24 protein-coding genes are annotated in these 23,317 nt (G+C 71.0%); 10 read left to right on the forward strand and 14 right to left on the reverse strand.

The genetic code is table 11. The features are described 5' to 3' along the window. Window positions 1-348 precede the first annotated feature (348 nt). Window positions 349-1,221, reverse strand: coding sequence for an aldo/keto reductase family oxidoreductase (locus AB0J87_RS63020; RefSeq protein WP_363985450.1), 873 nt, complete (start codon window positions 1,219-1,221; stop codon window positions 349-351). A gap of 131 nt (window positions 1,222-1,352) precedes the next feature. On the opposite strand from AB0J87_RS63020, the gene AB0J87_RS63025 reads away from it, so the two are divergent. Beyond that, window positions 1,353-1,799: a helix-turn-helix domain-containing protein gene (locus AB0J87_RS63025; RefSeq protein ID WP_355196781.1), complete on the forward strand. Its 447-nt coding sequence runs from the start codon at window positions 1,353-1,355 to the stop codon at window positions 1,797-1,799. Between the two features lie 137 nt (window positions 1,800-1,936). Here AB0J87_RS63025 and AB0J87_RS63030 read toward each other — a convergent pair whose 3' ends face one another. The 6 genes from AB0J87_RS63030 to AB0J87_RS63055 all read right to left on the reverse strand — a co-directional run bounded on the left by AB0J87_RS63030 (window position 1,937) and on the right by AB0J87_RS63055 (window position 7,212). Beyond that, a complete protein-coding gene (locus AB0J87_RS63030) occupies window positions 1,937-2,272 on the reverse strand; it encodes a hypothetical protein (RefSeq protein WP_363985453.1) in 336 nt (111 codons plus the stop codon). 191 nt (window positions 2,273-2,463) lie between these two features. Beyond that, a complete protein-coding gene (locus tag AB0J87_RS63035) occupies window positions 2,464-3,708 on the reverse strand; it encodes an FAD-dependent oxidoreductase (RefSeq protein ID WP_363985455.1) in 1,245 nt (414 codons plus the stop codon). 120 nt (window positions 3,709-3,828) lie between these two features. Then, window positions 3,829-5,376, reverse strand: coding sequence for a helix-turn-helix domain-containing protein (locus AB0J87_RS63040; RefSeq protein WP_363985457.1), 1,548 nt, complete (start codon window positions 5,374-5,376; stop codon window positions 3,829-3,831). 54 nt (window positions 5,377-5,430) lie between these two features. Beyond that, window positions 5,431-5,772, reverse strand: coding sequence for a TraR/DksA C4-type zinc finger protein (locus AB0J87_RS63045; RefSeq protein WP_363985459.1), 342 nt, complete (start codon window positions 5,770-5,772; stop codon window positions 5,431-5,433). 31 nt (window positions 5,773-5,803) lie between these two features. Further along, window positions 5,804-6,556: a rod shape-determining protein gene (locus AB0J87_RS63050; RefSeq protein ID WP_363985461.1), complete on the reverse strand. Its 753-nt coding sequence runs from the start codon at window positions 6,554-6,556 to the stop codon at window positions 5,804-5,806. Window positions 6,557-6,828: 272 nt separating this feature from the next. After that, window positions 6,829-7,212 carry a hypothetical protein gene (locus AB0J87_RS63055; RefSeq protein ID WP_363985463.1) on the reverse strand — a complete coding sequence of 128 codons (384 nt, stop codon included), beginning with the start codon at window positions 7,210-7,212 and terminating at the stop codon, window positions 6,829-6,831. A 142-nt stretch (window positions 7,213-7,354) separates the two neighbouring features. On the opposite strand from AB0J87_RS63055, the gene AB0J87_RS63060 reads away from it, so the two are divergent. Continuing rightward, window positions 7,355-9,436 carry a hypothetical protein gene (locus tag AB0J87_RS63060; protein ID WP_363985465.1) on the forward strand — a complete coding sequence of 694 codons (2,082 nt, stop codon included), beginning with the start codon at window positions 7,355-7,357 and terminating at the stop codon, window positions 9,434-9,436. 277 nt (window positions 9,437-9,713) lie between these two features. Here AB0J87_RS63060 and AB0J87_RS63065 read toward each other — a convergent pair whose 3' ends face one another. After that, the gene (locus AB0J87_RS63065) at window positions 9,714-10,094 is read right to left on the reverse strand and encodes an ester cyclase (RefSeq protein WP_363985467.1); all 381 of its coding nucleotides are present in this window, start codon (window positions 10,092-10,094) and stop codon (window positions 9,714-9,716) included. A gap of 81 nt (window positions 10,095-10,175) precedes the next feature. Between AB0J87_RS63065 and AB0J87_RS63070 the strand changes: the two genes are divergently transcribed. The 6 genes from AB0J87_RS63070 (at window position 10,176) to AB0J87_RS63095 (ending at window position 16,462) form a co-directional block, all read left to right on the forward strand. Next, the gene (locus AB0J87_RS63070; RefSeq protein WP_350730862.1) at window positions 10,176-10,640 is read left to right on the forward strand and encodes a MarR family transcriptional regulator; all 465 of its coding nucleotides are present in this window, start codon (window positions 10,176-10,178) and stop codon (window positions 10,638-10,640) included. A gap of 175 nt (window positions 10,641-10,815) precedes the next feature. Continuing rightward, window positions 10,816-11,985 (forward strand): MFS transporter, encoded by a 1,170-nt coding sequence (locus AB0J87_RS63075; RefSeq protein ID WP_363985469.1) that lies wholly within the window; start codon window positions 10,816-10,818, stop codon window positions 11,983-11,985. A 146-nt stretch (window positions 11,986-12,131) separates the two neighbouring features. Further along, on the forward strand, window positions 12,132-12,695 hold the full coding sequence (locus AB0J87_RS63080; protein ID WP_363985472.1) for a hypothetical protein: 564 nt from the start codon (window positions 12,132-12,134) through the stop codon (window positions 12,693-12,695). Window positions 12,696-12,998: 303 nt separating this feature from the next. After that, window positions 12,999-13,361, forward strand: a complete 363-nt coding sequence (locus tag AB0J87_RS63085) for a hypothetical protein (protein WP_363985474.1) — start codon at window positions 12,999-13,001, stop codon at window positions 13,359-13,361. 154 nt (window positions 13,362-13,515) lie between these two features. Further along, window positions 13,516-15,222, forward strand: a complete 1,707-nt coding sequence (locus tag AB0J87_RS63090; protein ID WP_363985476.1) for a SpoIIE family protein phosphatase — start codon at window positions 13,516-13,518, stop codon at window positions 15,220-15,222. Between the two features lie 91 nt (window positions 15,223-15,313). Then, the gene (locus AB0J87_RS63095) at window positions 15,314-16,462 is read left to right on the forward strand and encodes a DUF418 domain-containing protein (protein ID WP_363985478.1); all 1,149 of its coding nucleotides are present in this window, start codon (window positions 15,314-15,316) and stop codon (window positions 16,460-16,462) included. On the opposite strand, the gene AB0J87_RS63100 is transcribed toward AB0J87_RS63095, so the two are convergent. Both AB0J87_RS63100 and AB0J87_RS63105 read right to left on the reverse strand, forming a co-directional pair. Then, complete coding sequence (locus AB0J87_RS63100) at window positions 16,446-17,549, reverse strand: HAMP domain-containing sensor histidine kinase (protein ID WP_363985480.1); 1,104 nt, start codon at window positions 17,547-17,549, stop codon at window positions 16,446-16,448. The genes AB0J87_RS63095 and AB0J87_RS63100 overlap by 17 nt on opposite strands. Then, a complete protein-coding gene (locus AB0J87_RS63105; protein ID WP_350730873.1) occupies window positions 17,546-18,208 on the reverse strand; it encodes a response regulator transcription factor in 663 nt (220 codons plus the stop codon). Before AB0J87_RS63105 ends, AB0J87_RS63100 begins: the two co-directional genes overlap by 4 nt. A gap of 151 nt (window positions 18,209-18,359) precedes the next feature. On the opposite strand from AB0J87_RS63105, the gene AB0J87_RS63110 reads away from it, so the two are divergent. Next, window positions 18,360-19,886: a hypothetical protein gene (locus AB0J87_RS63110; RefSeq protein ID WP_363985482.1), complete on the forward strand. Its 1,527-nt coding sequence runs from the start codon at window positions 18,360-18,362 to the stop codon at window positions 19,884-19,886. Here AB0J87_RS63110 and AB0J87_RS63115 read toward each other — a convergent pair. After that, entirely contained in the window at window positions 19,883-20,494 is a 612-nt protein-coding gene (locus tag AB0J87_RS63115) for a methyltransferase domain-containing protein (protein WP_363985484.1), read from the reverse strand. The two genes, AB0J87_RS63110 and AB0J87_RS63115, sit on opposite strands and share 4 nt — an antisense overlap. A gap of 57 nt (window positions 20,495-20,551) precedes the next feature. Between AB0J87_RS63115 and AB0J87_RS63120 the strand changes: the two genes are divergently transcribed. Then, window positions 20,552-20,698 (forward strand): hypothetical protein, encoded by a 147-nt coding sequence (locus tag AB0J87_RS63120; protein WP_363985486.1) that lies wholly within the window; start codon window positions 20,552-20,554, stop codon window positions 20,696-20,698. 56 nt (window positions 20,699-20,754) lie between these two features. On the opposite strand, the gene AB0J87_RS63125 is transcribed toward AB0J87_RS63120, so the two are convergent. From AB0J87_RS63125 to AB0J87_RS63135, 3 genes are all read right to left on the reverse strand, one after another. Beyond that, window positions 20,755-21,174: a hypothetical protein gene (locus AB0J87_RS63125; RefSeq protein WP_363985488.1), complete on the reverse strand. Its 420-nt coding sequence runs from the start codon at window positions 21,172-21,174 to the stop codon at window positions 20,755-20,757. 172 nt (window positions 21,175-21,346) lie between these two features. Then, window positions 21,347-22,543: a serine hydrolase domain-containing protein gene (locus tag AB0J87_RS63130; protein WP_363985490.1), complete on the reverse strand. Its 1,197-nt coding sequence runs from the start codon at window positions 22,541-22,543 to the stop codon at window positions 21,347-21,349. Between the two features lie 41 nt (window positions 22,544-22,584). Then, window positions 22,585-22,962, reverse strand: coding sequence for a hypothetical protein (locus AB0J87_RS63135; RefSeq protein ID WP_363985492.1), 378 nt, complete (start codon window positions 22,960-22,962; stop codon window positions 22,585-22,587). Between the last annotated feature and the right edge of the window lie 355 nt (window positions 22,963-23,317).

Here is a 23,317-nt window from a genome sequence, read left to right on the forward strand (position 1 = left end):
GACGGGGCCTTAGACAAGTCCGATCCTCCCAGCTCAAGGGCACTTTTCTTATGTGAACGATCAGGCCGGCTCAAATTCGCCGTGAAAGCCGCAGGTTAGGGCAAAACGGCTCTTCGCAATCCAAGCCGCCGGTTTGGCTCACTTGTTCAGTGTCCGGCCGAGCGTGATGATCCGGCTCAACGCGCTCAGGACGCCTGCCACCGCCGCTCCCCGACGGTTGATGATCTGAAGTCATCCAGGCGAGGGCGAATCGTCCTGCTTCGGCCCCGGTCGCGCAAAGGTGACCGGGGCCGGGAACTTGAATCGTGGCTTCGGTCGTGGCTTGTGGGCCGTTCAGCTCTGGGGCATTCAGCGGCTGATGTCGTCCAGCTCGGTCAAGTCATCCTGAGAGAGGGAGAGTCCCGCGCCGGCGATGTTCTCGCGCAGGTGTGCCGTGGATGACGTGCCGGGGATGAGCAGGATGTTCGGTGATCGCTGCAGCAGCCAGGCCAGTGCGACGGACATCGGTGTCGCCTCCAGTCGAGCGGCGACCGCCGAGAGGGCCGAGGACTGAAGCGGGGTGAAGCCCCCGAGGGGGAAGAAGGGCACGTACGCGACGCCGTCGGTGGCGAGCCGGTCGATGAGCTTGTCGTCGTGGCGGTGGGCGAGGTTGTACATGTTCTGCACGCACACGATCGGCGCGATGCTCTGTGCCTCGGTGACCTGCTCCGCGGTGGCGTTGCTGACCCCGAGGTGGCGGATCAGGCCCTGCCGCTGGAGTTCGACGAGCGTCTCGAACGCCTCGGCGAGCGAGCCGGACTGGGGACCTTCGGCGTTGCCGAGCCGGAGGTTGACCAGGTCGAGCACGTCGAGCCGGAGGGACTTGAGGTTGTCGTGGACCTGGCGGCGCAGATCTTCGGGTCGCCGGGCCGGAGGCCAGCCACCCTGTTCGTCGCGGGTCGCGCCCACCTTGGTCACGATGTGCAGCGACTCGGGATAGGGGTGCAGTGCCTCGCGGATCAACTCGTTGGTGACGCGCGGCCCGTAGGCGTCGCTGGTGTCGATGTGAGTGATACCGAGGTCGACCGCTTCGCGCAGAACGGCCAGGGCACCGTCGCGATCGGCGGGCGGCCCCATGACCCACGGGCCGGCCAGTTGCATGGCGCCGTAGCCGAACCGGGTGACGGTCAGGTCACTCAGAGTCCAAGTGCCGCCGGGAAGAGAGAGGGAGAGCGTGCTCATCTTGTTGCCTTTCGTCGTGCACTTGGGGGTGGCGCCTTCTGCCTCCCTGCATCAGCATTGGAGAGAAACTTCCTGTCAGGAAGTAGGCACTTTGGAGTGCGTAACCCACCCATCGGTGAGAGGTGCGATCAGTGACGACGATGAAGGCGGCCCAGAAGAGGGCTCAGGCCAAGGTGGAGTACAACGCGTTCCTGGCAGAGTGCCCCAGCCGGCAGCTGCTCGACCGGATCTCGGACAAGTGGGTCGTCCTGATCCTGTGCGCGCTGGGCGGCGACAACAGCCCTCGCCGGCCCGGTGCGGCACACGCGGACGCTCCGAAGGCGATGCGTTACTCCGAGATCTCTCGGCTTCTGGCCGGGGTCAGCCAGAAGATGCTGACCCAGACGCTACGGTCGCTGGAACACGATGGCCTGCTCACCCGTACCGTGACGCCAACCGTCCCTGTCACCGTCTCCTACGAGCTGACCGACCTCGGCCTCTCGCTCCACCACATGACGCGCGGGCTCAGAAACTGGGCGCAGACGCACATGGCCGAGGTCCTCGCAAACCGCGAGAACTACGACGCTCGCACCTCCTGACGACTCACCCTTTCAGCGGCGCGACCGTCAGCGGCGACGGGGACGACGATGGACGTCCTGGCCGTGCACGACGAAAGCCCTCGCTGCGACGACGACCGCGCGGACGAACCTCGCCCGCGCGGCGGCATCGGCTTAGGTCAGACCGAGTACCTGCAGATCAGCGCCTGGCTGGCGCCCTGGGCAGAGCCGAGGTAGGTGTAGGTGGGGTTGAAGTACGCGCACGCGGCGGAGGCGCTTCCGCTGCCGGTGTAGGTCATGCCGGAGCCGCCGCTGCTCCAGCGGTAGCAGCTCAGGCCGCCGTTGTAGAAGCCGATGGTGGAGGAGGAATTGACCCTGGCGGAGCAGTAGTCGCCGAGCGAGATCGGGCTGTAGGTCACCTCCACGTCTGCCGCCTGCGCCGGCGCGGCGGAGATGGACAGCGCGCCGAGCGCGGCGAGCATGACGGTGAGGAGGGCAGGGACACGACGAACCACGAGGACCTCCGGGCAGTAAGTCGCCGAGCCGGTGGGACAGGGCGTCACGTGCAGCAGGAGCGCGATGGAGCATCGCGCGCCGCGATACGCTGCGTTGATCGCAGTATTAAATAGGAAAGCTTCCTATGCAATAGCTGTCTCACGCGGCTCCTGGGGTACGTCTCCGTCAGGCTCGGCGGCGCTGCCGTGGGTCAGCGGAGGGGGTCGAAGTCGGCCAGGGCGGCGGGCTGCTTGCCGGTGGTGATCTGTTCGGCCAGCAGCCGTCCCGTGATCGGGCCGTGGGCCATGCCCCACATGCCGTGCCCGCCCGCCACGTAGACGGTGGGAGCCACCGTCGCGCCGATGAGCGGCCGTCCGTCCGAAGTGACGGGGCGGGGCCCCACCCAGAGGTCGGTCCGCTCCTCCCAGCGCACACCCCGCAGCAGCGGACGGGCGGAGGCGATGATGGCCTCCAGCCGGGCGGGCACCTGCGGGGCGTCCGGGTCCCGGAACTCCATGGTGCCCGCCACCCGCAGCCGGCCCTGGTACGGCGTGCACGCCACACGTACGTCGGGCAGGTAGACGGGACCGGGGACGGGATGGTCGACCGGCACGGTGAAGGAGTAACCGCGGCCCGCCCGCACCGGGACGCGCACGCCCCACTCCCGGGCCAGCCGGGGCAGCCACGCGCCGGTGGCGAGCACCACCGCGTCGGCGGACAGGACGGTGCCCTTGGCCGTGCGGACGACCACCTTCCTGTCATCGGTACGCACCTCGTCGACCTCGACCGCGTACACGGTCGCGCCGCGTCGCATGACGGCCTTGCCCAGAGCGTGCACGAAAGCGCCCGGGTCGACGTAGCGCTGGCCGTCGATCCGTACCCCTGCCCTGAGCGCGTCGCCGGCGAGCGGGACGTGCTCGCTGAGCCGGTCGCCGTCCAGCACGGTGTGATCGACCCGCTGCCCGACCGCCTGGAGCCTGCGCAGCTCGCGCAGCAGCCCCTGGGCCTGGCGTGGCGTACGGAACGCGGCCGTGATCGGCGCCGCGACGACCGGGGCGGACACGCCGTCGGCGGCGAGCACCTCGTAGGCCTCGATGCATTCGTCGTTGAGCGGCACGTTGGCCCGCGCGGCGCGGGTCCAGGACCGCCAGTGGCTGTTGGCGGCGAACCCGGCCAGGAACCGCCACAGGCCCGGGTCGAGGCTCGCGGGCACGTGCAGCGGCGCGGCCGGGTTCAGCAGCGAGCGCAGGCCGTAGCGCAGGACGGCGGGCTCGTTCAGCGGGATGGCCAGGCCGGGGGCGATCCATCCGGCGTTGCCCCAGGAGGCGCCGGCCGCCACTCCCCCGCGGTCCACCACGTCGACCTGGACGCCGCGTTCCTGCAGGAACCAGGCGGTCGACAGGCCCACGATGCCCGCGCCCACCACGATCACCGATCTCGGCCAGTTGCCGACCATGCCCAACCTCCAACGGGACGAATGACGGGGTGTCCCAGTCAGCATGGCCCTGGCGGCGACCTGCGGCGTTGTGGGCGGGCGACAATCGCGGCGCCGCCGTTGTCGATCCGGTACAACGTGTCAGTGACGGGGCTCGTCCTCCACGGCGGCCAACATGATGATCATGGCGAGGCGCTTGCGACCGTCGTTCAGGTCCAGGGGAACGAGCCCGTCCATCTTGCGCAGCCGGTTGCGCACGGTGTTGGGATGGACTCCAAGCTGCTCGGCGGCCAGGGCCAGGTCGCCCTGGCTCATCAGCCAGGCCCGCAGCGTGGCCACGAAGCCCGTACCGTGACGGGTGTCGTGCCGCAGCAGCGTGCTCACCGGCCCGCGGGCCGGAGTCCGGCCGGTACGCGCCGCCGCGCGCAGCCGCCGCAGCAGAATGTCGTCCCAGGACTCGTCGTAGGCGGGCGGGACGGCGCCGGGCCTGGCGCTCTCGTGCAGCGCCAGGCACTCGTCGGCTTCCTGGCGGGCGGCGGGCAGCTCCGCGACCTCGGCGGGCGCGCTGATCCCGGCCGCGACGTGCATCTGAGCGGGCAGTTCGCGGTGGAGGGCGATGATCCACTGCCGGGCCGCGTCGGCCTGCTCGGTCGGCATGATGGTGTAGAGCGTGTCGCCGAGCAGCGCGCTGCGGCCGGGCCTGGACCAGCCGAATCCGGTGGTCGCCTGCTCGAAGGCCAGCAGCAGCGCGGCGTGCCGATCGGCGGTGTGCGCGCGGACGGCGATGACCCGCATCGGCTGCGGCGCCAGGCCCAGCCGGCTGATCACCGTCTCGGCGTCGGAGCTGCCCTCCAGCAGCCGGATGACCAGGTCCGACTCCACCTGCCGCTCCAGGTCGGCGCTGGCCCGGGAACGCAGCAGGTGCAGCGCGACGGTGCGGGCGCCGTCCGCCAGCGCGCGGAGATGGGCGCCGGTCAGCGGGCGCTCGCAGGTCACCCACACCCAACCGAGCAGCTCGCGGCCGGCCCGCGCCGCCACGGCCATCCGCCCGGTCAGGCCGTGCCCGGCATCGGCGGGGACGAACACCGGCTCGTCCGTCGCAGCCAGCCGGGCGAACACCCCCTGCTCCTGGAACAGCTCGCGCAGCCGGTCGGGAACGCGCCGGGCGAGGATGGTCTCCAACCGGGCCGGGTCGCCTGCCTGCTGGGAACGGGAGTAGGCCAGCACCCGCGAGTGCCGGTCCTCGATGGTCACCGCCCCGCCGATGACGTCGGCCAGGCTGTCGGCCAGGGCGAACAGGTCGGTCGGGCCGCGTCCGGAGGCGGTCTCACGGCTCTCCAGCACCAGCCCGTACACCACGCCGGCGAGCTGGCTCCACGAGACGGCGGGGTCGGCCAGCAGGACGGCCACCCCGTGCCGGTCGCCGAGCGCGGCGGCGTCCCGCTCGACGTCCGCGCCGCTTTCGGCGGGGCGGACCAGGACCGCTGTGGCTCGGGACGCGGCGGCCCACTCCACGGCCTCGGCGATCGAGGTGGTGCCGACGGCCAGGAGCAGGTCGCCGGCGGCGTGGCGGTCGGTGGCATCGGGCATCGCCACGCTGCGCAGCCAGGCCGAGCGCGCCTCGGGGTTGCCGCACAGCCGCACGCCGTACCCGCCGAGCACGTTCACCAGGCGGTCCAATGTGATCATGTTCAACTCCGGGTCGGTGGAAGGGAGCGGGCTGCCCCGCTCCCTTCCGCGGTGTCAGGCGGCCTCGTGCCGCCGCTGGCAGTCGATGCAGTTGCGGGCCAGCGGCCGGACCTTGAGCCGTTCGAACGGGATGGCCGCCTGGCAGCGCGCGCAGCGGCCGTAGGTGCCGGCCACCAGCCTGTCGTAGGCCTGGGACAGCTCGGCGACGGCGCGCTCGGCGGCGGTGATCGAGATGACCAGCTCCTGCCACGTGCCGTCGGCGCCGCTGCCTTCCTGCTCCTGCACCCGCAGCCCGTCCAGGTGCCGCCTGCGCTGCTCCAGCTGCTGCTGCAGGTCCTGGCGCAGCGACTGGAGCTGCACGCTGCTGAGGTGTGAGGTCTCGTGGTTGTCGGTCATGATGGAAGGTCCTTTCTGCGAACGGAATACGTCAGCGGGCGCGCAGGCCGAGGCCTTCGGCCAGGGCCGGCTGCAGGCACAGGCGCATCAGGCCGCGGATGGTGGCGTGCTGCGGCTGGGGTGCCACGCTGATCCGCAGCCGCAGCGCGGTGCGCAGGCGGCTCAGCAGCAGCTCCTGATGAGCGCCGCCGCCGGTGACCACCAGGCCCCGGGAGCGCGACGCGGCCGGCAGGCGGCGTAGCAGGCCCGCCGTCATCTCGACGACGCTTTCCAGCGCGTACGGCGGCAGCCCCTCGGCGGTGGTGGCGCCGAGCTGGAGAGAGGCCGCGTCGACGGCGGCCCCGGCACCGATGGCCGCGACCTCGACGATGCCCGCCCCGACGTCCAGCACCAGGCAGGGCTGGGGATCGAGGACGTCCAGGCCGACGCCGACGGCGGCGGCCAGCGGCTCCTCCACCAGCGTCACCTCGCACCCGGCGATCTCGGATACCGCGGCGTGGACGGCCCGGCGATCGCCCGGCGACGCCGCGATCGGCACCCCGGCCAGGACTCGCGCCGGCGGCCGGCCGTCGTAGAGCCGGGTGTCCTGCAACACCAGGCGCACCAGCCGGACGCAGGCGCCGGGGTCGGCCACCATGCCGTGCCGGATGGGCCGCACCACATCCGCCACGCCGGAAGCTCGCCTCATGATCGCCGACGGCCGGTCGGCGATGGCGTGCCCGCTCAGCGATCGAGTACGCGCGGTGCCCAGGTCGAGCGCCACCAGGCGCCGCATCGGGCTCATCCCGCGCTCCCACGTGCCATCGGGCCGGGCTCGCGCAAGCGCTCCAGCCACAGAGATCCAACAAACGGCATGACGATGATCAGCTCCTAGCTGACGTCGAGAGAAAAGGCGGCATGGGACAGGTGGCCCTGTCACTTCTCCTGCCACAGGGACGGTCATCAGACGTCTCCAGGCGCAACGGCACGCAGAGACCCGGCGCCGACAGACGGCGCGGGCGCGCGGTCAGACTCCGCGGCGCGCGTGGCCGCAGAGCCGAACGGGGAAGACGTCGGCTAGGTGAGCGGCGGGCTGCGCGATCCCGCGGTGCGGTGCGCCAGCTGTTGAGGATCGCGGAACGTGTCCACGATCGAGCCCGGTGACGGCAGCAGCGCCAGATGGGCGAGCTCGCCGTGGCGTTGGCCGCGCATCGGCGGCCACAGCGACAGTACGTGGTGCTCGCGGACGCCGCTCGCCTGCGGCGGCAGGCTGGACAGGTCGGCGTCCCCTCCGCCCAGGCTCCACGCCGGGCCGGAGGCCGACCCCTGCACGACGACGGGATCGCCGCTCGCTCTGCCCGAAGCGCTGGTCAGCATCAGCGACACCAGGGACAGCAGGACCAGGGCCATCACGCCGACGAGCGCGATGGACCCTTGTGGTGTTCTCCACGGTCCCGTCATACGGCCGACCATAGCCCACACCACCGGAAAAGGCATGCCAGGCCATCACCGGCGGCGTGTGCGCCCGCTGCCGCCGCTCAGATGCCCACGAGCAGGCCTTGCGGGAGCCCGCGGCCCGTACCTTTTGGCAAGATGTCTGCCCATGACAGTCGAGGATGACCTGTTCGCCGGCTTGGACGAGATTCGCTGGGGGCGCATGCGCCACGCCTATGGGTCCGCCGCCGAGGTTCCGGGCCTGCTGCGTGACCTGGTCGACCCCGACCCCGCCGTCCGCGAGAGCGCGCTCGACGGCATCTACGGCGCGGTGCACCATCAGGGCGACGTCTATCCGTGCACGGTCGCGGCGATCCCGTTCCTGTTGCGCATCGCCGAGCGCCCGGACCTCCCAGGCCGGCCCGGTGTCGTGGAACTGCTGGCCAGCATGGGTTCGGCGGAGGATCCCACCGAACTTTCCGGGCTGTACCGGAAGGCCAACGAGGCGGTCGAGGCGGCGTACCCGCTGTGGGAGCGGTTGTTGGAGGACGCGGATCCGCGGGTGCGCGGGGCGGTGCTCGAGGTGCTGCCCGCCTGCACGCGCCGGCGGCGGGCGGCGCTGACGCGGCTGCCCGGGCGCCTGGCGGAGGAGACCGACGAGGAGGTACGGCGCGCGATCGTGCGTACCGCCGGCACGCTGGCGCGGTTCGAGGAAGGCGTCGACCCCGCGCTGCGCGGGTGGCTGGCGGGGATCGTCGCGGCGGAGCCCGACCTGCCGCTCCGGCTGGTGGCGCTGGCCGAGCTCACCTCGTTGCCCGGCGCGCCGGACGAGCCGCCGGTGGCCGTGGTCGACGACGCGTTGGAGATGCTCTCGGCCGTGTACGGATCAGGCACGGCAGTCACCGCGCCCGCCGGTTTCGAGACCGGCACCCTCATCGGTGCCGTACGCCGGTTACGCGAACAGGGCGACGAAGGCCGGCGGGCCCCCGGAGCAAACGCACTCGTGCGCGGCCTGAGCGCGTCCTTCGGCGACCGCGTGGACGAGCGGGTACGTCTCCTGACGGGCCTGCTGCGCTCCCAGGACTGGGAGCGTCACCTGGACGCCCTGACCTCGGCGGGCAATCTCGTCGACGGCTGGCGCGGTGACTACCGTGAGCTGATCGGTCTGGTCGGCGAGCGGATCGGCGATGGGCACCCGCGCACGCGAGCGCGGGCGGTCGGCGTACTGGAGCATCTGGATGACCTGACCGCTCCCGCCGCGGACGCCCTGGCGGCGGCTCTGGAGTCCACGAGCCGGCGGGCCCTGCCGCACACCGAGGCGGACGCGCACCTGCCGTGGGTGATCGAATGGTCGCGCGAACTGCCCACCGTCTCGCCGGCGCTGCGGGCTCTCAGCGGGGCGGGTGACCCGCGTGCGCTGCCGATGCTGGCCTGGGCGCTCGATCGCGAGCCGATGCCGAGCGACGCCGGCGAGCTTGTGATCAGGTTCGGGCCCCGCGCGGCGCCGCTGATGCCGCTGCTCCTGCGCCGCCTGCGCGACCTGCCCGCCGACGACCCGCACGATCACCGTCGCGACAGCGTCGTCCGCGCGCTCGCCGCGATCGGCCCGGCCGCCGCCGAAGCCCTGCCCGACCTGCTCGGCGGCCCCATCACCGCGGCCGTGCTCGTGGCGCTCGCGGCGATCGCTCCCGATGCCGGGGAATGCCTGCCGGTCCTCCGCCGGGCCGCCGCCGCAGCGGACCTCGGGCTCGCGGTGCCGGCCGCCCGGGCCTTGTGGCAGGTCGACGGCTCCGCAGACGCGGCCCTCGCGGTCGCGGGCCGGTGTCTCGACGACGACAGCGACTACGCCTGGCGCGACGCGGCCGGCCTCCTGGCCGAACTGGGTCAGGCCACAAAGTCCCAGGGCACGCGGCTGCGCCGGTTGGCCCGCCGCAAGGACCCGTACGGCTGGCTCGTGCTCTCGGCCGCCCACGCGCTGTGGCGGATCACCGGCGACCCGGCCCCGGCGCTGCCGGTGCTGGAACGGGTGTGGACGACGAACGTCCACACCCGGCGCAAGGTCGCCGTGCTCTGGGCCGAGTTGGGCCCGGTCGCGGCGGACTCGGCCCCGCTGCTGACCGCCGAACTGGATCGCGTACGCCGGCACAACGCGCGCGAGGACGGTTACAGCACCGCACAGGTCACCGAGGACGAGAGGTTGCTCGACCGCTGCCGCGCGGCGCTGGCCGCCGTCGGCGGGCATGCGCGATGATCGCGACCGTGGTGCGGCGGGCGGGAGGTTGCGTACCTGCGGTTCGACGGTGAGCCGAGGGAGCAGCTGGATCAGCCGCCGATGCCGCCCTCGGGGCCCTCCTGCTTTCGTGGCTGATCCGCACCTCGCCGCGCCGCCGCCACGCCTCCAGGAACACCGCGGAGGTGAGGTCCTCGGCGGCCGACCAGTCCGCGGTGCGACGGAAGCTCGGTTCCATGTGGTGGAGCGCACGCTGGGTTCATGATCGGTCAGGCGCCGGACCGCCCGTCGGAGAACGTCATCGCCTCGCGGCCGCGAGGGAGCTGGAGTCGATGACCGGCCAGATCTCGGCCACCTTGCCGTTCTCCATGCGGAAGATGACGCAGGCGCGCACCTCCAGCGGCTTGCCGGTGGGCGGGAAACCGAAGAAGTCCCCCTCGTGCGTGCCCCGTAACGTCCACCGGGTGGCCACCCGGTCGCCTTCGGCGATCAGGTCCTCGATGTCGAAGCGCAGGTCGGGCAGGGCCGAGCGGAGGTAGCGGGCGACCTGTTTGAGCGCTTCGGGGCCGGCGACCCCGCCGCCCCGGGGCGCGAAGCCGGGGCCGACGATCTCGTCGGCGGCGTCGAGGTCACCGGCGTTGAGCACCTCGTCGTAGAAGCGCTTGATGACATCCTTCATCGTGCCATCCTTCCGGTAGGCTAGTCACTAGAGAACCATATCTCTAGTTTTCCTAAACACTTGGAACGCTAAGGAGTTTGGATGGCGATGTCAAGGCGCGCCGAGCTCGTGGCCCAGCTGCTCGACGCGCTGCGCCGTACCAACGCGCTGTCGGTGGCGATGAGCCAGGGCGCCGCGGAGCGGATCGGCGTCAACACCACCGACCTGCACTGCCTCAACCTGCTCAGCGACGGCCCGCTGACGGCGAGCGAGCTGGCCAGGCGCGCGGGCATCACGACCGCGTCCGTCACCGGGGTGATCGACAGGCTCGAGGCGGTGGGGTACGTACGGCGCGAGCGCGACCGCGTCGACCGCCGCAAGGTCGTGGTGACGCTCCAGACCCAGGAGGCCGCGCAGGTGATCGGCCCGGTGTTCGCCCCGTTCGTACGGGCGTGGCGCGGCGCAATGGACGGCTACACCGACGAGCAACTGGAGCTGATCGCCGACTTCCTGGACAGGACGGAGGGGGTCTTCCAGTCAGAGGTCGGGCGCATGCGCGCCGAGTGACATCAGGGACGCAACCGGATGTGTCCGAACACCGCCGGGCGCGGGTGACCCCACACGCAGCGCGTAGACGCGAAAACGCGTTGCCGCGAATACCCTCGCAACGTATGGTTTTGCGCTCGTGATCACAGTGGTTGAGCGAGTACTGCCTGCCCGGCTGGGGACAGGATTCCGATGGTTGCTGGCCTCGAGCTGGCTGACAAATCTCGGTGACGGAGTCGCGGCCGCCGCGGGCCCACTGCTGATCGCGACGTTGACCCGCGACCCGCTGATGATTTCGCTGTCGGCCCTGGTGGGCTGGGCGCCGCCGCTGATGTTCAGCCTGTACGCGGGCGTGCTGTCGGATCGGTACAACCGGCGCAGGATCGTCCTCGTCGCGAACGCGGTGCGCGCCGTGGTGCTGGCGGCGCTCGTCGCGCTCATGGTGACCGGCACCGTGACCGTGGCGACGGCGCTGGTCGCGCTCACGCTCCGGTCGATCGCCGAGGTGTTCGCCGACAACGCGACGGCCACGCTGACACCCATGATGGTCGGCAAGGACGATCTCGTCATCGCCAACGCCCGCCTGGGCACGGGATTCATCACGCTCAACCAGCTCGCCGGGCCGCCGATCGGCGCGGCACTGTTCGGCCTCGGCCTGACCTGGCCGTTCGCGAGCCAGCTGCTCCTGGTGGTGGCGGGGATCGTGCTGGTCTCCCGGATCACGTTGCCACCGCACGGCCGGCAGGCCGACGATCCCAGGCCCAACACCGTACGGGAGCTCATCGCCGGATTCACCTGGACCATCCAGCACGCGGCGGTCCGCACGCTGGCGCTCACCATCCTGATCTTCAACTTCACGTTCGGCGCCGCCTGGTCGGTTCTCGTCCTCTACACCCAGGAGCAGCTCGGCCTCGGCGCCATCGGCTTCGGCCTGATGACCACCATCGGCGGGATCGGCGGCTTGATCGGCACCGGCCTGTACGGAGCCATCACCCGCAAGGTGAGCCTCGGCGCCCTGATGCGGATCGGACTCATCATCGAGACGTTCACCCACCTGGGCCTGGCCCTGACCCATTCGCCGTGGGTCGCCGGGGGTATCTTCCTGGCCTTCGGCGCGCACGCGTTCATCTGGGGCACGACCTCGGTCACCGTCCGCCAGCGCGCGGTCCCGCGCGAACTCCAGGGCCGGGTGGGCAGCGTCAATGCCATCTGCGTCTACGCCGGTCTGGTGGTCGGCTCGCTGATCGGCGGCGTCCTGGCCACCCGCTTCGGCGTCGCGGCGCCTTTCTGGTTCGCCTTCGCTGGTTCCGCGGTGTTCGTGGTGCTGCTGTGGCGGCAGCTCATGCTCATCGCCCACGACGACTGAGACGTTCGGTGGAGGCCCCTCGCGGGGAACTGCGGGTGGATCACCGTACAGGCGGACCTGCGCTCACCCTGCAGGCGGACGACGGTCGACATCGTGACGGCGATCATGGACTCCGCTTACCGCAGGCTCTCCTCAAAGGACACGACATGCTCAAGAAGGCTCTGCCGGCCGCGCTGGCGGCGACGGCCGTCGCCGCCCTCACCTTGGTCCCCGCCGGCCCCGCCGCGGCCGCCACGATCGAGATCCGTCCCGGGCAGGTCTCGACCCTGAAACAGTCGAACAGCAAGTTCAACTGCCCGACGAACGAAGTGCTGATCGGCCGCGGGCACCGCGGCGACGAGAACGGCGACACCACGTTCTCCTGCGGCCGCATCTACATCGACAACGTCCAGGTCACGGTGCTCAGGTGGGACATCTGGGGCACCAAGACGGATGAGAACCAGCACGATTACAAAACCCCGGCGAACGAGGCCATCATCGGGATCCGGCACGACGGGGACGAGAACGGCGACACCATCTACTACCACGGTGCGCTGTTCTGGCAGGGCAAGGCGGTGCAGATCACCCCCAGGCAACTGGAGGGCTGGGTCAGGGAGAACAACCACGCCTCCATGGGCGGCACCAACCAGGTGATGACCGGCCGCAGGCACAGCGGGGACGAGAACGGCTGGACGCAGTACGAATACGGCTGGATCTCCTACAGCGGCTGATCGCGGGAGCCGGGTGGCGGTCCGTCCCCCAGGGACGCCGCCACCCGCTCGAACGCCGCCGCGCCCACCTCATCGGTCTGGTCACTGTCCCAGGTTGGGGCGTTCTTTCAGGCGGCGGTCAAAGGGCTGGCGCCGCACCCGAACACAGATACGTATGGACACGCTAAGTAATAGCACCGATACTCATCGTGTCAGCACCTTTGCCCCCCGTGATCAGACCACCACTCTCAGTGTGCGCAATCGCCGGCGTGCCGCGCGCTGCCCGGAGTCGTGGCCGTCTGGGGACAGGACAGAAGGAGAACGATGCAGTCGAAGTGGTTCCTGACCCTCCCCCTCACCGTCATCGCGGCGGGGGCGTGTCTGACGACGACCGCCGCCGCCAGCCAGGCGTCCGCACCGGTCCAGGCGGCCGCCCACCTGTCGGCTCTCCCATCCGGCTACCAGCTCGTCACCCTCCCCAACGCCAACGTCCCCAACTTCCAGCGCCGCACGCTCTTCTGCCCCGGCAACAAGAGGGTTCTCGGCGGTGGCGCCGAGGCCCGCGGCAACAGGGCGATCCTGGTCGGGTCCTTCCCCACCGATGACGGCCGCGGCTGGATCGGCATCGGCCGTCAGGACGGCTACAACGACGTCGGCATCAGCGTCTTCGCGATCTGCGCCGACTGACGTCCGGCGCACCCGGCCCCGGTCGTCCGTCGACCGGGGCCGGCCCATGCCCGGGGCCCGACGGCGCGTGACGACTTTGCTGGGGCATATGCCGCGTTCCTCTAGGCTGCCTGTGACGAAGCAGGTCACCGGTACCAGGGAAGGAGCGCCGTCCATGAACGTGTCGGCCGGCGATACCGGGGCATCGTGGACGGCCCACGGCATGCGGCTGTGCCGCCTGCCCGACCTCTCCGACGCGGGGGCGTACGTGGTGGACGACCGCGGTCGGATCGTGGAGGTCACCGCCCAGGCCGAACGGCTGCTGGGCCGCCCCGTCGAGGAGCTGCTGGGCCGGGACGCGCACGACCTGCTGCACCGGGGCAAGTACGGCGAGCCCCTGCCGCGCAGCCGGTGCGCGATGCGGCAGCCCCTCATCGTGGGCGGCAGCGCGCAGGGCGAAGGGGAATGGTTCGAACGCGGCGACGGCGTGCTGATGCGGGTCTCCTGGATGGTCACCCCCTGCCGGCTCGACGAGGGCAGGACGGGAGCGCTGGTGCTCTTCCACGAGTCGCCCGCGCCGGCCCCGTACGAGACGGCCGGCGCCACGGCCTCGATGTCGCAGCTCGACCGGCTGGCCCTGCTCGCGGAGACGACCACGACGCTCACCGCCAGCCTGGACGTGGACGAGACGCTGCGCCAGCTCGTACGCCTGGTCCTGCCGCTGCTGGCGGACTGGGCGGTGATCGACCTGCTCACCGAGGAGAGCGGGGTGTCGCGCGCCGCCGTCGCCCACTTCGAGGGCGGTCTCCTGACGTACCGGGACGACCTGGAGGGGCCGATGCCGCCCGTTCCCCAGGAGTCGCCGATGCCCCTGTCGCGGGCGCTGCGCGGAGTCACCGCCACGCTCGTGGGCCCGGAGACCTACCAGGGGCTTCCCGACTCGGGCATCGCGGTCGCCCAGCAGGAGCTGTTCCGGGTGACGGGCATGCACTCGGCGTGCATCGCGCCGATCCGCGGCGTGCGGGACGTGGTCGGGGCCCTGACGCTGGGGCGTTCCGGGCAGCCGGCGGCGTTCACGACCGCCGACCTGCTGCTGGTGGAGGACATCGCCCGCCGGGCGGGCCTGGCGCTGGACAACGCCCGCCTGTACGAGCGGCAGCGGCGGGTCGCCGAGACCATGCAGCGCCACCTGCTCCCCAAGCTGCCGTCGGTGCCCGGGCTGGAGATGAGCGCCTCCTACCGGCCCGCGCCCCGCGCCTCGCAGGTCGGAGGCGACTGGTACGACTCCTTCGTCCTGCCCGACGGCGCCACCGCCCTGGTGATCGGCGACGTGGTCGGCCACGACCTGGACGCCGCCGCCGGCATGGCGCAGGTCTGCAACATGCTGCGCGCCTACGCCGGCGCGGGCCAGGATCCGCCCAGCGTCATCGTGGACCGGCTCGACCAGGCGGTGGCCCGCATGGCCGAGACCACGATGGCCACCGCCGTCCTCGCCCGGCTGGAGCGCCGCGACGACGGCGGATGGCGGCTGCGCTGGACCAACGCGGGCCACCCGCCGCCGCTGCTGGTGGAGCGGGACGGGCGGACCCGCTTCCTGGAGGAGGGCCAGGACCTGCTCCTGGGCACCGGTATCCCCACCGTCCGCGTCGACGCCACCGCCGACCTGCCGGCCCGCTCCACGCTGGTGCTCTACACCGACGGCCTGATCGAGTCCCCGACCCGGACGCTGGACGAGGGGATGTCCCGGTTGAGCCGGTACGCCGCCTCGATGGCCCAGCGGCCCGTCGCCTCGCTGGGCGACGTACTCATCGACCGCGTCCGCCCCGCGGACAACGACGACGACGTCGCCCTGCTCACGGTGCGCATCCCGGACCACCCCTGAGACGGAGAGCGGGACCCGTGCTGCTTTAGTCGCCCGGAGGCAGACCAAGGTCGGATGCCCTGGCAGGCACGCCGTCCGTAGCTTCAGGTCCATGACACAAGTGAGCACGCCGCTCGCCGGCCGGGTCCACGAGATCGACGTGGTGCGCGGTTTCGCGCTCGCGGGCATCCTGGTGGCCAACATCGGCTTCTTCGCCGACCCCGGTTACGCGGTCAACGGCACCATGCCCATCCCCGACGGGCCCGTGGCCACGGTCATCACCGCCCTCGTGCTGACCAAGTTCTACATCATCTTCTCGTTCCTGTTCGGCTACTCGTTCACGCTGCAGATGCGCTCGGCGGAGCGGGCGGGCGCGAGCGTGCGGGCCAGGACGCTGCGCAGGTGCCTGGGCCTGTTCGTGATCGGCCTGGCACACGGGATCCTGCTGTGGATCGGGGACATCCTCACCCTGTACGCCATGCTCGGCCTGCTCCTGCTCGCGCTGCGTGACATCAGGCCGAAGACCGCCGTCGTGACCGGATCGGTCATCGTCGGCGTGCTGGCCCTGCTGTGGACCGGGCTGGCGTGGCTGTCCACCCTCGACCCGACGGCGGGCCAGGCTCCGGTGGCCGACACCGCGGCGGCGGCCCACACGCTGGCCCTGGCCACCGGCAGCCCGCTCGACGTGCTGACCCTGCAACTGGAGCTCTACCCGCCGCTCGTCGCGATGGTCTGGATCTTCCAGGGGCCGATGGCGCTGGCCATGTTCCTGTTCGGGCTGGCGGCGGGCAGGTCCAGGCTGCTGGAGGAGACCGAGCGGTGGTGGCATCTCGCGCCGCGCGTCCAGTGGATCGGCTTCGGCCTCGGCCTTCCCGGCGGGATCCTGCTCGCGCTGACGGCCAGTGCGGGAGGCACGTGGGAGCTGGCCGGCATGGCGGTGTCCACAGTGACCTCGATCCTGCTGGCCGCCGCGTACGTGGTGACCCTGCTGCGGGTGATCCGGCGTTTCCCCGCCGCCGGGCGCGCGCTGTCCCCCGCCGGGCGGGTGGCGGCCTCCAACTACGTCGGGCAGTCGGTGCTGTGCTGCCTGGTCTTCACCGGGTACGGCCTGGCGCTGGCGGGCAAACTGTCGCCGCTCGCCGTGATGGGCGTGGCCCTGGCGATCTACACGGTCCTGCTCTGGCTGAGCGCGCGCTGGCTGCGTACGCACCGCTACGGACCGGTCGAGTACGTCCTGCGCCGCGTCACCAACTGGGCTTAGCGAACCGCACGGTGATGGCCAGGCCGCCTTCGGGGCGTGCGCGGGTGGTGAGGGTGGCGTGGTGGGCTCGGGTGACGGCATTGACGATGGCGAGGCCGAGACCGTAGCCATCGTGGCGACCGTTTCGATCGGGCGCCAGTTTCTGGAAGGGTTGGAAGAGGCGCTGGATCTGGTCGTCGGGGATGACCGGCCCGCTGTTGGTGACCGTCAGGGCCACCTGCGTGCCGGAGGTCTGCGTGGTGACCTTCACCTGCCCGTCCGCGTGGTTGTGGCGGATGGCGTTGTCGATGAGGTTGGCGACGAGGCTTTCGATCAGTCTCGGGTCCCCGGCCGTCACCGCGGGCGTCAGGTGTTCGGCGAGGTCGATGCCCGTCTCGGCTGCCTGGTCGCGGCGGGAGGCGAGCACTCCTTCGACGACGTGGGCGAGGTCGAAAGTGTCCCAGCGGGTGACGCCGCGCTCGCTGGTGGCCAGCGCGAGCAGCGCCTGGACGAGCCGCTCCTGGTGTCCGCCGAGAGCCAGGGCCTCCTGGCAGGCCGAGCGCAGGGTGTCGGCGTCGGCGTCGGGGTCGGCGAGGGCGACTTCGAGGAGGGTACGCAGGCCGGCGAGGGGGGTGCGCAGTTCGTGGGAGGCGTTCGCGACGAAGTGCCGTTGGGCGTCGAAGGACGCCTGCAGGCGGGCGAACAGGTCGTCGAGGGTGTGGCCGAGCTCGGTCAGCTCGTCCGTGGGCTCGCCGAGGTCGAGGCGCCGGTGGAGGTCTCCGGCGGAGATGACCTTGGCGGTGGAGGTGATGGCGCGCAGCGGATGCAGGAACCGGCCGGCGACGTACCAGCCGAGAGCCAGGGCGACGGGAATGAGAATGACCAGGGCGACGGCGGATCCCATGAGGAGCTGGGGCAGGCTGATCCCGGACCCGGTTTCGATGCTCGCGCCTGTGGAGGGTTGACCTACAGGTTTGGCCGCGTGGATGCCGGCGAGCGGGACGTCGACGAAGATGAGCACGAAGACCCCTGCGGCGTAGATGCCCGCCGCGTAAGCCAGCGCGAGCCGCGTCTGCAAGGACCTTCTGGCGAGTTGCGGGGAGGTCATGACGATCCGATGCGGTAGCCGCCTTCGCGGATGGTCTCGATCACGGGCGGGTCGCCGAGCTTGGCCCGCAACCGGTGCATGGTGTGCTTGACGGCGCTGCTGAAGGGGTCGGCGGCCTCGTCCCAGACGCGTTCGAGCAGCTCCTCGGCGGAGATGACCACGCCGGGCACGGCGAGCAGGCATTCGAGCAGGGCGAACTCCCTGGGGCTCAGCTCCAGGCGCCGCCCGGCCCGGAACGCGATACGGCGGGCCGGATCGAGGGTGATGTCCCCGCAGGCCAGGGTGGGCGGCAGCGGCGGGGTGGCGCGGCGGGCCAGGGCACGGACGCGGGCGACCAGTTCGGCGAACGCGAACGGCTTGGGCAGGTAGTCGTCGGCGCCGAGACTGAGCCCGTCCACGCGGTCCTCGATCGTGCCGGAGGCGGTGAGCATCAGTACGCGGGTCTCACAGCGGCCGTGGGCCAGTCGCCGGCAGATCTCGTCCCCGTGGACGCCGGGCAGGTCCCGGTCGAGGATCACCACGTCGTAACGGGTGACGGCCAGGCGGTCGAGGGCCGCGATTCCGTCCAGGACGACGTCGACGGCCATGCCCTCGCGGCGCAGCCCGGTTCCGATGGAGCGGGCGAGGACCTCGAAGTCCTCGACGACGAGGACCCTCACCGCCGTTCACCGCCGGTCGTCGTGCGGGCTGAGCGGCCGGACCGGCCGCCGGGTCGAGGTGCCATGGGTCAACGATGCCAGATGCCCGGTTCCAGCCAGGTCGCAGCGGCTGCGACCCTGCTGGAACCGGGTGCCGCGTACAACCGTCGGCATGAGTTCATTCACGCCCCACCGATCCGGCCAGGACCGTTTCCCGCCGTTGCTGCGCGCGGAGTGGACCAAGTTCCGCACCGCGCGCGGCTGGGCGCTCGCCATGGCGGCCTCCGTACTGGTCACCGTGTCGCTCGGGCTGCTGATCGCCGGGGGCGCCCGCACCACCTGCGTGACCGGGAAGGGGGAGGGTCCCTGCCCCGCGCCGCTGGTGGGACCCGACGGCACGGCGGTGAAGGACAAGTACTACTTCGTGCACCAGCCGCTCAAGGGGAACGGCAGCATCACCGCCCGCGTGTCGGACATGACCGGGCAGATCCGGCTGCCGGACGCCGTACCCGGGGTGCGCAACGTCAAAGAAGGAGTGGTGCCGTGGGCGAAGGCCGGGCTCCTCGTCAGGCAGAGCCTCAAGGAGGGCACACCGTACGCCGCCGTCATGCTCACCGGCGATCACGGCGTGCGGATGCAGTACAACTTCACCCACGACGTGCCCGGCGGTCCGCACAACGGCCCCCAGTGGCTGCGGCTGACCAGGTCGGGCGACACCGTCACCGGCTACGAGTCGGACGACGGCAAGGCCTGGACCGAGGTCAGCACGGTCAAGCTGACCGGGCTGCCGGAGACGGTCGAGATCGGGATGTTCGCCACCTCACCAGGCGCCTTGTGGAGCATGGCGAAGGCCTTCGCCCAGGCCACCGCCACCTTCGACCAGATCACGCTGGAGGGTGCGAACGGTTCGTGGCGCCGCGACGACGTCGGCGTCTCGATGGAGTCCGACGGCAAGACCCCGCATCACCCGGGCGGGGTCGTCGAGTCCGGCGACAAGCTCATCGTGACCGGGGGCGGTGACATCGGGCCCGCCACGATGGAGGGCGGCCTGCGCGCCGACCTCATGCTGATCGGCGGGGCCGTGGGGTTGATCCCGGTGCTCGTGGGGGCGGTCACCTTCTTCACGGCGGAACACCGGCGCGGGCTGATCAGGACCGGCCCGCCGGCCGCCCCTCATCCGGCGCGGCTGCTGGCGGCCAAGGCCGTGGTGGTCGGCGCGGTCGCGTTCGTGACGGGGCTGGTGGCCTCAGGGGTCGTGATCCCCGTCGGCCTGGCGATGTTGCGCGCCAATCAGAACCCGATCCAGCCGCTCACCCTGGCGACCGAGTTGCGGGTGATCGTCGGCTTCGCGGCCCTGACCGCGGCCGCCGCCGTGCTGGCGCTGGGCCTCGCGGCGTTGGTCAAGCGGGGTGTCGTCGCCATCGGGCTGGCCGTCGCGCTGGTCGTCGTGCCCTACCTGCTGGCGACCGCGGGCCTGGCGCCATGGCTGCTGATGATCACCCCTGCCGCCGGGTTCGCGATCACGCAGAGCGTCCCCACGTTCGCGCATGTGGACGTGGACCCGTCGCTGATCGGGGGCTACTACCCGCTCCCGCCGTGGGCAGGGCTGGCCGTGACCTGCGGCTATGCGGCCATCGCCCTCGGGGCGGCGATCGCCGTACGCCGCAGGAAAGTGCCGGGTCAGCTTCCGCTCACCTAAGAGGGCGGGTTGTCGGCCAGCACGCAGGCAACGGGCGGGTCGAGTTCGAGGGTCTCGACCCGCAGATGGGTGAAGCCGGCCTGGGTGAGCAGGTCCTGGAGCTCTTGGGCGGCCCGGACGGTGGTGTCCCGGGTGGCACCGGGGCAGCGGGGCTGGCTGACGAGCGCGATGCGTCCTCCGGGGCGGAGCAGGCGGCGCAGCTCGCTCAGCCGTTCCACCGGGTCGGGCCAGAACCCCACGGAGTTGACGGCGAGGATGGCGTCGAGCGGCTCGCCGAAGCTCGGCAGTTGCTCCACGGAGGCGTGCGTGAGGTGCACGCGGTGAGCGCGGACGGCGGCGGCGTTGCGACGGGTGGCCTGCCGGACCATGGCCTGCGAGTGGTCGACGCCGAAGACGTGGCCCCGGGTGGCGCGCCGGGCGAACTCGGCGATGGCGATGCCGGGGCCGAAGCCGATCTCGAGCACCCGGTCGGTGGGCCGCACGTCCAGCAACGACACCGCCCAGATGTTGCGCTGCCGGTTGGAGGGGCGATGAGCGAACATCTGGCCGTTCGCCCACCCGACGATGCCCCGGGGGTGGTGCGCCTGGCGCACCAAGTACCTGATCACGCGTTGCTTGAGAGATGTGCCTGCTGTCTGCATGATCGCCAGTCAACGACTTCAAGTGTGCTTGAAGTCAAATGGGTGAGCGGCCGCGCCTACTGGCCGGTTCCCGTGCCCGGATCGCCGTTCCCCGCGCCCAACGGCCCGGTCGGCCTCAAGGCCACCCCCGACCACGCCGAGGTCGCGGCGGTCGCGTTCACCGCCCGCTGAGCCAGTCCATCGTCGTACGCCCGGTCCCCGCACCCTCTCGGCAAGGTGCCGGCTCCTCACTCCCACTCGATCTCGCGCAGCGCGGCCGCACCCTCGTCCGGGTCGCTGATCACCTCGTCGTCGCCGTCCTCGTCGGCCGGCGAGAGGACCCGGGGAGACAGCTCGATCAGCGAAGCGACGAAGGCCCGCCAGGTCACCTCGGACAGTGACGACTGATCGCGGGTGATCAGATCGAGAATCCGGTCCGGGGAGTCCTGGAAGGAGATGGACAGCCGAGCCAGGTGCTCCTCGGATTCGAAATCGAATCGGATCGCGCTGGTGTCCGGCAGATACCTGATCCGGAGCGTGGCGTCGTCGTTCCGGTACGTGTGGTCGACCCAGCGCCATCCTTGGCCGCTTTCGGCCTGCCATCCGCAGCTCTCCAGCCGGACCTGGATGTCGTCGATCAGGTCACCCTGTCCGGGCGAGGTCGTCATGCGTCGAATACCAGCCTTGGTCACTTGCTGTGGCGGATCGCCGCCCGTACGGCCGTGTAGATGACGACCCAGAGAGCCGCCAGGGGGATGAGGAACGCGAAGATGATCTCAACTAAACCGATGTTGGGCATGCCCAGAACATAAGGGACCGTGGTTGGAGAACGCTTGACGATCACTTGCCGTACGGCGCGGTCAGATCACCGAGGGCATTCCGGACCGCGGCGAGAAGGTTCGCGGCCCTCAGGTCCGGCACGCCTTCCAGGACGTGGTTCATGACGTAACCGAAGGCGAGACCGGTCGCCGGATCGGCGAAACCGAGCGAGCCGCCGCGGCCGGGGAATCCGAAGGCGGTCGGGGAGTACCAGAACGCGTCCGGCGTCGGGAGGCCGAAACCGGTGCCGATGCGGACGGGCATGCGCAGGATGCGGTCGATGCCACTGGCCTGTTCCGCGGTCGCGGCGGTCAGGGTGCCGGGGGTGAGAATGCGGTGCCCGTCCACCTCGCCGATGAGCGCGGCGTAGAAGCGGGCCAGCGCGCGGGCCGTGCAGATGCCGTTGGTGGCGGGCATCTCGGCGGCCTGCTCCTCCGGCCTGTTGTGGTCCAGCGGGGGCGTGACGACGGCGAGCGAGCGCCTGGTCAACGACGTGGGGTCGGCGAAGGCGGTCATGACCTCGCGCATGGGTTCGGGAAGGGCGTTCAGGTCGATCCGGGCCATGGCCTGGAAGTCGGGCGGGGTGTCGATGATCCGGCTGACCCGGTGCCGCTCGGTCTCCGGCAGCCCGATCCACAGGTCCAGTCCGAGCGGGCCGGCGATCTCGTCCGCGAGGAATGTACCCAGGCTGCGGCCGGACACCCGGCGGACGACCTCTCCGACGAGCCAGCCATAGGTGAGCCCGTGGTAGCCGTGATCCGTGCCGGGCTCCCAGTACGGGCGCTGGGCCGCCAGCGCGGTCACCATGGGCTCCCAGGCGATCGCCTCCCGCGGGGTGATCGGGTGGTCGATCGCGGGTAGCCCGGCCTGATGGGTGAGCAGCCACCGCACCGGGATGCGTTTCTTCCCGTTGGCCGCGAACTCCGGCCAGTACTCCGCCACGGGTGCGTCGAGGTCCAACTCGCCCCGCTGGGACAGCAGAAGGGCGCAGGTGGCCGTGACGGCCTTGGTGGTGGAGTAGACGAGCTGCAGGGTGTCGCGCTCCCAGGGACGGCCGGTGCCGGGGTCGGCGACGCCGCCCCACAGGTCGACGACCTTCCGGCCGTGCAGATAGACGCCGACCGCGGCGCCTGCTTCCGGCTCGCCGGCCAGATCGGCCGCGAACGCCTCGCGTACTGCTTCGAATCCCGGTGCGGTCTCTCCGCCGATTTCGGGCATGCGTCATCGCCTTCCGCGCTGATGGGGTTTGGGGAACGGTTTCAGCCGCGCCATTTCCCGACGAGCCAGGCGCAGATCTCCGGCTCGGTCATCTCGGGAAACTCCTCGCCGAACGTGGCGAGCGTGCGTATGGCTTCGTCCCGGGTCAGGCCGCGCGACCCTGCTTCCTTGAGGTACTCCTGACGTGCGAGGGAAGGACGGCCTCCGCCCGCGCCGCGGCCGGGCAGCCCCTCGCGCCACCGTACGATCTCCGCCAGCCGGTCGGACCGCCAGCCCGGAGCTCCGTCGACTTCGACGTCGGGCAGGGGGAACGGGTGATCGGAGTCGTCCGAATAGCGGCTGCGCCACTTGTGCACCGCATGACGGCTCACGCCCAGGGCCTCGGCGATGCCGAGGACACCGAGGTAGCGCTCGATCATGGGTGCACCTGCTTGTCTGTGCGGCCTCCTTCGCGGATTTCCAGTACTACCACGGCCGACGCGGAGATCTCCCCAACGTCGTCTCTAGCGGAGACAACGTTAGCGCGCCGAGAGAAACCTCGTCTACAAGAGAGACGAGTTTTTCGAGAGCGAGCCATCGGAGCGGCGCAGAACGTCATCGGGCCGGCCGAACTGCTGTGCTAAGCTCCGAGCCGACTTCTCACCGTTGGGCTTTCCGCCTCGCCAACCAGCTTCACCCGGGTCCCGATGACACGGGGAAGGTGGAAGTCACCCACTACATCCTGGAAAAGGGTGTTCTGTGACGGTGGCGACGCGTGTCAACCCTCCTGCTCCT

Origin of the sequence: Nonomuraea sp. NPDC049625 (assembly GCF_040675285.1) — a bacterium.
Taxonomy (GTDB): Bacteria; Actinomycetota; Actinomycetes; order Streptosporangiales; family Streptosporangiaceae; genus Nonomuraea; species Nonomuraea angiospora_A.